This window comes from Bradyrhizobium altum (assembly GCF_020889705.1).
GTDB classification, from domain to species: domain Bacteria; phylum Pseudomonadota; class Alphaproteobacteria; order Rhizobiales; family Xanthobacteraceae; genus Bradyrhizobium; species Bradyrhizobium altum.
The window spans coordinates 25,287-32,140 of sequence record NZ_JACMYP010000078.1; the positions used below are offsets into that span (position 1 = coordinate 25,287).

The 6,854-nt window shown below is 66.0% G+C and carries 6 protein-coding genes and 1 pseudogene; 4 read left to right on the forward strand and 3 right to left on the reverse strand.

What is annotated here, in order from left to right:
- Position 1 precedes the first annotated feature (1 nt).
- Complete coding sequence (locus H8B02_RS20255; protein WP_092113602.1) at positions 2-250, reverse strand: hypothetical protein; 249 nt, start codon at positions 248-250, stop codon at positions 2-4.
- Positions 251-400: 150 nt separating this feature from the next.
- Here H8B02_RS20255 and H8B02_RS20260 point away from each other — a divergent pair, with 150 nt between their 5' ends.
- On the forward strand, positions 401-1,078 hold the full coding sequence (locus H8B02_RS20260) for a nitroreductase (RefSeq protein ID WP_229167845.1): 678 nt from the start codon (positions 401-403) through the stop codon (positions 1,076-1,078).
- Positions 1,079-1,346: 268 nt separating this feature from the next.
- On the forward strand, positions 1,347-2,510 hold the full coding sequence (locus tag H8B02_RS20265; RefSeq protein ID WP_229167846.1) for an acyl-CoA dehydrogenase family protein: 1,164 nt from the start codon (positions 1,347-1,349) through the stop codon (positions 2,508-2,510).
- A 134-nt stretch (positions 2,511-2,644) separates the two neighbouring features.
- Here the strand turns inward: H8B02_RS20265 and H8B02_RS20270 are convergent.
- Positions 2,645-4,724: pseudogene (locus H8B02_RS20270) on the reverse strand (methyl-accepting chemotaxis protein).
- Between the two features lie 170 nt (positions 4,725-4,894).
- Entirely contained in the window at positions 4,895-5,149 is a 255-nt protein-coding gene (locus H8B02_RS20275) for a hypothetical protein (protein ID WP_229167848.1), read from the reverse strand.
- Positions 5,150-5,328: 179 nt separating this feature from the next.
- On the opposite strand from H8B02_RS20275, the gene H8B02_RS20280 reads away from it, so the two are divergent.
- Together H8B02_RS20280 and H8B02_RS20285 are read left to right on the forward strand one after the other, a co-directional pair.
- Positions 5,329-5,919, forward strand: a complete 591-nt coding sequence (locus tag H8B02_RS20280; RefSeq protein WP_229167849.1) for an NADPH-dependent FMN reductase — start codon at positions 5,329-5,331, stop codon at positions 5,917-5,919.
- Positions 5,920-5,952: 33 nt separating this feature from the next.
- On the forward strand, positions 5,953-6,735 hold the full coding sequence (locus tag H8B02_RS20285) for an SDR family NAD(P)-dependent oxidoreductase (protein WP_229167850.1): 783 nt from the start codon (positions 5,953-5,955) through the stop codon (positions 6,733-6,735).
- Positions 6,736-6,854: the final 119 nt, after the last annotated feature.

Consider the following 6,854-nt stretch of genomic DNA (forward strand, 5'->3'; position numbering starts at 1 on the left):
CTCAGGCGCCGCTCTGGCACTTCTTCATGAACGAGTTCTTGGCCGCGCCGGCGAGCTTCTTGCCGTCGGAGCCCACCGCCTTGGTCTCGCAGGTATCCATCGTGCACTTCTTCATGAACGAGGTCTTGGCCGCGCCGGCCAGCGGCTTGCCGTCCTTGCCGACAGCCTTCGTCTCGCAGGAGGCGTCCTGTGCAAATGCCGAACCGGCGGCAAAGGTCGCGATCACGGCCGCCAAGAAAATCCGCTTCATCTGGGTTCTCCCTAAACCAAACCAGTGGCCGGATTGGATATCGGATTCTTGGCCCGATCAAGTTCCCACAGCCGAATTTGTCTATAAAATACCCGGATTGCCGTGAGAAATTTCCGTGTGCAGCGCGGAACAAAATGGGGGAAACGCGGAATGGAATTCGAGACGCTGGTACAGACACGCAAAAGCGTGCGCGGGTTCAAGAAGCAGCCGGTGTCCCGGGCGACCGTCGAGGAGATCATCGAGGTGGCCAAGCGCGCGCCGTCCTCGATGAACACCCAGCCCTGGCACGTCCATGTCCTGACCGGGGCGCCGCTGGAAGAAGTGCGCCGCCGCAACATGGAGGAGATGATCGCCGGCGCCAAGGCCAAGCGCGACATCATCAGCCATGGCGAGTATCAGGGCGTGCACCGCGGCCGCCAGGTCGACATCGCCAAGAAGCTGTTCGGCGCCATGGGGATTGCCCGCGACGACAAGCCGATGCGGCAGGATTGGGTGCTGCGCGGCTTCCGCCAGTTCGACGCCCCGGTCTCGCTGGTCCTGGCCTATGACCGGATCCTCGATCCCGGCGCGGTCTGCCATTTCGACCTCGGCGCGCTCTGCTACGGCATCGTCCTGGCAGCTTGGGATCGCGGCCTCGGCAGCGTGATCAACGGCCAGGGCATCATGCGCTCCGACATCGTGCGCGAGGTCGCCAATATCCCGGAAGACCAGGTGATCATGACCTGCGTCGCGATGGGCTATCCCGACGACAGTTTTGCCGCCAACGCGGTGCGGTCGGACCGCGAGGCCAACGGCGATTTTGTCCGCTATGTCGGCTTTGCCGACTAGGAAGGCTGCGGCCAGTGCGGGGGCATCGGCGATCTGATCGTCGATCGCTTGCTTGCAGCCAATAACCTTGAGCTGCGTGATCGGTTGCTCGATGCGCTCGAGCGTCCGGCGCAATTGCGCACGTGCTGACCGCGCCGCGGGATATTGAATTCCGCTCCATGAAACCCTCGCGTGAGCGTGAGCGCGTGCGCGCGTTTCCGCTATTCTTGCCGACAAAGAATGCGCTACTGGTTTTGTGAAGCGAAACAGCACAGGCGAGGAATCTCAGATGAGCGATGATGAACAGACAGCCATGATCCGCGAGACCGTCGCCAGATTCGTCGATCGCGAACTCATCCCGCTCGAGCCGCAATATCTGAAATCGAAGCTGCCCGGCAGCGATCATCCCGAGCTCACCGCAGAGCAGCGCAAGCGGCTGCGCGATGTCTCGAAGGAACTCGGCCTCTGGGGCCTCGATGCGCCCGAGGATCTCGGTGGCCACGATTTGCCGACGCGCACGATGGCCGCGGTGCATGAAGAACTCGGCCGCAGCTGCGTGCCGTTCGTGCTGCCGCCGGACTCGCCGAACCTGCGCATGCTGCAGGCGGTCGGCACCGAGGCGCAGAAGAAGAAATATCTGCAGCCCTATATCGAGGGCCGGATGACGTCGGCGATCGCGATCTCCGAGCCCGGCGCCGGCGGCGATCCCGCGGGCATGAAGACGCGCGCGGTGCTCGACGGCGAGCAGTGGGTGCTGAATGGCCGCAAGATCTGGATCAGCAATGCGCGTGCCGCCGACTTCATCATCGTGATGGCGCGCGTCGGCAACGACCAGCGCCAGGGCGGCATCACCTCCTTCATCGTCGAGAAGGGCACGCCCGGCTTCATCATCGAGCGTGAGATCCCGATGGTCGGCGGCGGCTCGACCTATGAGATCGTGTTCGAGGACTGCCGCATCCCGAAGGACTCGGTGCTGGGCGAGGTCGGCAAGGGCTATGCGCCGATGCAGCTGCGCCTGCGCACGCGGCGGCTCGAGATGGGATCGACCTGTGTCGGCATCACCAAGCGCGCGCTCGACATGATGTGCGAGCACGCCAAGCAGCGCGAGACGTTCGGCGTCAAGCTCGCCGAGCGCCAGGCGATCCAGTGGTGGATCGCCGACATCTCCACGCGCATGCATGCGTGCCGGCTGATGGTGCGCGAGGCCGCCGACAAGACCGATCGCGGCGAGGACATCCGCTACGAGGCCTCGATGATCAAGGTGTTTGCGACCGAGATGGCCTATGACGCCTGCGACCACGCCATGCAGACGCTCGGCGCACTCGGCGTGACGCTGGAATTGCCGCTCAACGCGCTCTGGCAGAAGGCCCGCCTGATGCGGGTGTACGAAGGCCCGAGCGAGGTCCATCGCCAGGCGATCGCCCGCCGTGTGCTCGGCCTGCGTGGCGGCTAGCACGTGGAGTGAGCCACGTTACCCTTCGATGACGTCATGACGAACGTAGGATGGGTAGAGCGAAGCGAAACCCATCAACACTCGCAGCGAAGCGACGGGTTTCGCTTCGCTCTACCCATCCTACGGATTCAGGACTACGCCGCCCGCACGTCGGACAGGAAGCGGTTGACCTGGCCGGCGAGGTCCTTGGACTGCGTCGAGAGCTGTTCGGCCGCGCCCAGCACCTGGGTTGCCGCCGCGCCGGTGTCGTCGGCGGCGCGCTGCACGCCGGAGATGTTGGAATTGACCTCCTGCGTGCCGCGCGGCTTCCTGAACGCTACGCGAGATTTCCTTGGTCGCCGAGCCCTGTTCCTCGATCGCGGCCGCAATCGCGGTGCCGATCTGGTCGATTTCGGTGATGACGTCGACGACGCTGCGGATGGCAGTCACGGTCTCGTCGCTCGCGGTCTGGATCGCGGTGATCTGCTCGGAGATCTCTGTGGTCGCCTTCGCGGTCTGGCCGGCCAGCGACTTCACTTCTGAGGCGACGACGGCAAAGCCGCGGCCGGCCTCGCCGGCGCGGGCCGCCTCGATGGTGGCGTTGAGCGCGAGCAAATTGGTCTGCGCGGCGATGCTCTGGATCAACGTCACGACGTCGCCGATCTTCTGAGCGCCCTCGGCCAGCGAGCGGGCGGTGTCGCCGGTGCGCCTTGCATGATCGACCGCGCGCGCGGCGATCTCGGTCGAGGTCGCGACCTGGCGGGCGATCTCCGAGATCGAGGACGTCAGTTCCTCGGTCGCGCTCGCGACCGTCTGCACGTTGGTCGAGGTCTGATCCGACGCCGCGGCGACGAGCGCGGCCTGGCGGTTGGTGGCGGCGGCGGTGGCCGACATCGATTGCGCGGTGTCCTCCATCACCGAGGACGCGGCCGACAATCCGCCGACCAGTTCGGTGACCTTGGCTTCGAAGGCGCGGGTCAGGTCGTCGAGCACGCGGGCGCGGCGCATCTTGACGTCGCTCTCGGCTTCCTTCTCGCTCGCGAGGCGATCGGCCTCAATCCTGTTGTCCTTGAACACCTGGACGGCAGCGGCCATCGCGCCGATCTCGTCGTTGCGCGCGGCGCCCGGGATCGCCTCGGCGACGTCGCCCGCGGCGAGGCGCGACATTCGGCCGGTGAGGGCGGCGATTGGGTTGAGGATGCGGCGACGAACCACGACGATGAGGCCGGCACTGACGGCAATGACCGCGAGCAACCCGATCAGTGCAATCACGAAGCTGAAGCGCGCCGACGAATAGGCGCCCGCAAGGACCTGCTCGGCATTCTCGTAGAACGCGTCGCGCACGGTGATGATGGCGGCGAGGCCGATCTGCGATTCCGGATAGTAGGTATCGAGATCCAGCTCGTACTTGCCGGTCACTGCGCCTTCCTTGGCAAGCTTCAGCGCCTTGCCGAAGCGCTCGACATAGTCGGCCTGCATCTTGCCGAGCGCCGTCATGACGTTGGTGGGCGTCGCCGGATTGTTGCGCAATTCCTGCAGCGTCGAGAGGATCTGCTCGGTGCGGCCGGTCGAGCGGTAGAGTTCCAGCTTCTCCTGATCGGTCGCGACGCGCTTGGCGCCGACCAGCGCCTTGTGCAGGCTGGCATTGAGGCCGCCGGTGTCGCGCAGCATCCAGGCAACGTTGGCGTAGCTGGCCTGGCGATAGGCATTGCCGTCGAGGCCGGCGAGGCGGCGCACCTGCTCGTCGAGCAGCGTGGTGACACCGGCGTTGAACGCGGAATTGTCGGCGACGATCTTGCCGGCGGCCGGGCGGCGGGCATCGGCCGGACCTGAGATTGCAGCCGCGATGGCGTCGCGCAGCCCGGCAAACTTCACCTTCAGCGCGTCGATCTCGCGCGCAACGGCCTCGCCGTCGTCGAGCGATCCCGGCAAGGTGGCGCGCACCTGGTTGACCTTGGCCAGCGCGCCATCGGTCAGCTGACGCTGGCGGTCGAGTTCGGCGATCTGCTTCGGATCGATCGTGCCGCCTGCGAGCAGCAGGTTGGTGGCATAGCCCCGCTCGGGGTTCATGTAGCGCGGGATATCACCGACGGCGCGGACGATCTCGAGCCGGCTCTGCGCGGTCGAGACCTTGTCCATGGTCTGGTACTTGGTCGCCGCGACATAGGCCGCCAGGCCGCCGCCGACCGCGGACAATGAGATGATCGCGGCCGTCAGGAGAGTACCGATTTTCATGGGATGCGCGCCATTTCTTGACGAAAGAGGGAAGGCCTCAACCGTACCGGGTGCGCATTAAGCTAGGGTTTATGATGCGGGAGCGGTGGCGGTCCCGCACATTCGTATTGTCCGAAAGTCGGAGGCGCCGGGTCGCTCGGCCGCGCGTGGCGGCATGGCGTGCCGATCGGTCAGCGTTCGTCGTCGTCAGCGCCCTTGGTCGCGGTGCGGTGCTGGGTCGCGCCGCTGGAGCCGGCCTCGCCGCAGGGAAGCTGGTTCCAGGTGCCGTCGGCGGCCTGTTGGTAGGCCTGGCAGCCGGTCGAATTGGTTGTGGTGGCGGCTTTCTCGTCGGCTTTCTGCCGCTCGGCACTCTTCGCCAGCGCCGGCGTGGCAACGGCGGCGATGGCCGCGAGCGAGCCTGCGAAAACCAGCTTTGCGATTCGCATGTCGGGTTCTCCTTCTCGAAGCGAACGCATATCCAGAAAACAAATCTGGCAATTTTTGGCCGCGGCGAGGGACCTGCGACGAATTGCTTAATGCCGGGAAAACGCGCCGGATATGCCGTTAACATCTGCGCGCCAGCCGCAGGACGGCTGTCGCAGCGCTGTGGTAGGATCGCGCCATCATGACCCACCGCATTCTCGTTCTCTACGGCTCCTATCGTTCGGATCGCATGGGCATCCGCCTGGCGCACTTCGTCGTCGACGGCCTTCGTGCGCGCGGCAACGATGTCGAGTTGATCGACGCCAAGGAGGTCGGCCTGCCGATGCTCGACCGGATGTACAAGGAACACCCCAAGGGCCAGGCGCCGGCCGTGCTCGAAACGCTCGCCGGAAAGATCCGCGACGCCGACGGCTTCCTGTTCGTCACCGGCGAATACAATTGGGGCATCCAGCCAGGGCTGAAGAACCTGACCGATCATTTCCTCGAGGAATGGTTCTGGCGTCCGGCGGCGATCGCGAGCTACTCGGCCGGGCGTTTCGCCGGTGCGCGCGCCGCGACCGCCTGGCACGGCACGCTGTCGGAGATGGGCATGGTGGTGGTGTCGAGCACGATCAGCGCAGGGCCGATCGCGCAGACCCTGTCCGCCGAAGGCAAGCCGATCGGCGAGGGCGGCAAGTCGCTCGAACGCGCCTTTCCACGCTTTGCCGACGACTTCACCTGGTGGATCGAAGCCGCCAAGGCACAGCGGGCGCGCAAGGCGCCGCCGTACTGAGCGCCGGTCTGCACGTCCTCGGAGATAGGCATCATGAGCCTCTTCACATCGCCTTTCGATCCCGCGCGCGAGGCAGTCTTGGTGACCGGCGCCGGCAACGGCATCGGCCGCGCCATCGCGCAGGCCCTGGTCGGCGAGGGCGTGCGCACGGTGTTCGCCGACCTGCACGAGGACAAGGTCCTGGCCGCCATCAAGGCCGCCGCACATCCCGAACTTGCCGTGCCCTGGGTCGGTGATCTCGCGCAGCGCGCGGCGGGCGATGCCCTGCTGGCACATGCGCAAGCCGCGGTCGGGCAGGTGACGCATTTCGTCCATAGCGCTTCGCCGCCGCGCCGCGAGGCCGATCACGCGATGGCGGTCGATGAAGAGACCTGGCGGCAGATGCACGCGGTCAACCTCGATGCCGGCTTTCATCTGTCGCGCGAACTGGCGCGCAAGCTGATCGCGGCGAAGCGGCCTGGCTCGTTTCTGCTGCTCACCTCGCTGCACGCCGGCACGCCGCGCAACCTGCCGCATTACTCGACGGCGAAGGCCGGCATGGCGATGCTGGTGAAGGAGCTTGCCAAGAGCTGGGGCCGCTACGGCATTCGCGTCAATGCGCTGGTGCCCGGCGCGATCGCGGCAGGCGGCTTCGTCGCCGACCCCGCGCTGGCCAAGCACATTCCGCTCGGGCGGCTTGGTCAGGCGGACGATCTCGCGCCGATGGCGCTCGCCGTGCTCTCGCACAGGCTCTCCGGCTACGTCACCGGCGCATCGATCGTGGTCGATGGCGGCCTCTCGCTGACCAACTGGTTCGCGCCGCCGGAGCTCGATTGAGAAGCGAAATTTACTCTTTCGTTCGGATGTAGCCCGCCAGCCGCGTCTTCTGGTCTTGGCACCAGGTCGTAATGCTGCGGGCGCGGCGCTGGTCGAGGTCGGTGGTCTGGGTCGCGATC

What these genes read in the sequence shown, in the direction of transcription:
- H8B02_RS20255 (WP_092113602.1), bottom strand. Translation starts at nt 250, where the DNA reads ATGAAGCGGATTTTCTTGGCGGCCGTGATCGCGACCTTTGCCGCCGGT.
- H8B02_RS20260 (WP_229167845.1), top strand. Translation starts at nt 401, where the DNA reads ATGGAATTCGAGACGCTGGTACAGACACGCAAAAGCGTGCGCGGGTTC.
- H8B02_RS20265 (WP_229167846.1), top strand. Translation starts at nt 1,347, where the DNA reads ATGAGCGATGATGAACAGACAGCCATGATCCGCGAGACCGTCGCCAGA.
- H8B02_RS20275 (WP_229167848.1), bottom strand. Translation starts at nt 5,149, where the DNA reads ATGCGAATCGCAAAGCTGGTTTTCGCAGGCTCGCTCGCGGCCATCGCC.
- H8B02_RS20280 (WP_229167849.1), top strand. Translation starts at nt 5,329, where the DNA reads ATGACCCACCGCATTCTCGTTCTCTACGGCTCCTATCGTTCGGATCGC.
- H8B02_RS20285 (WP_229167850.1), top strand. Translation starts at nt 5,953, where the DNA reads ATGAGCCTCTTCACATCGCCTTTCGATCCCGCGCGCGAGGCAGTCTTG.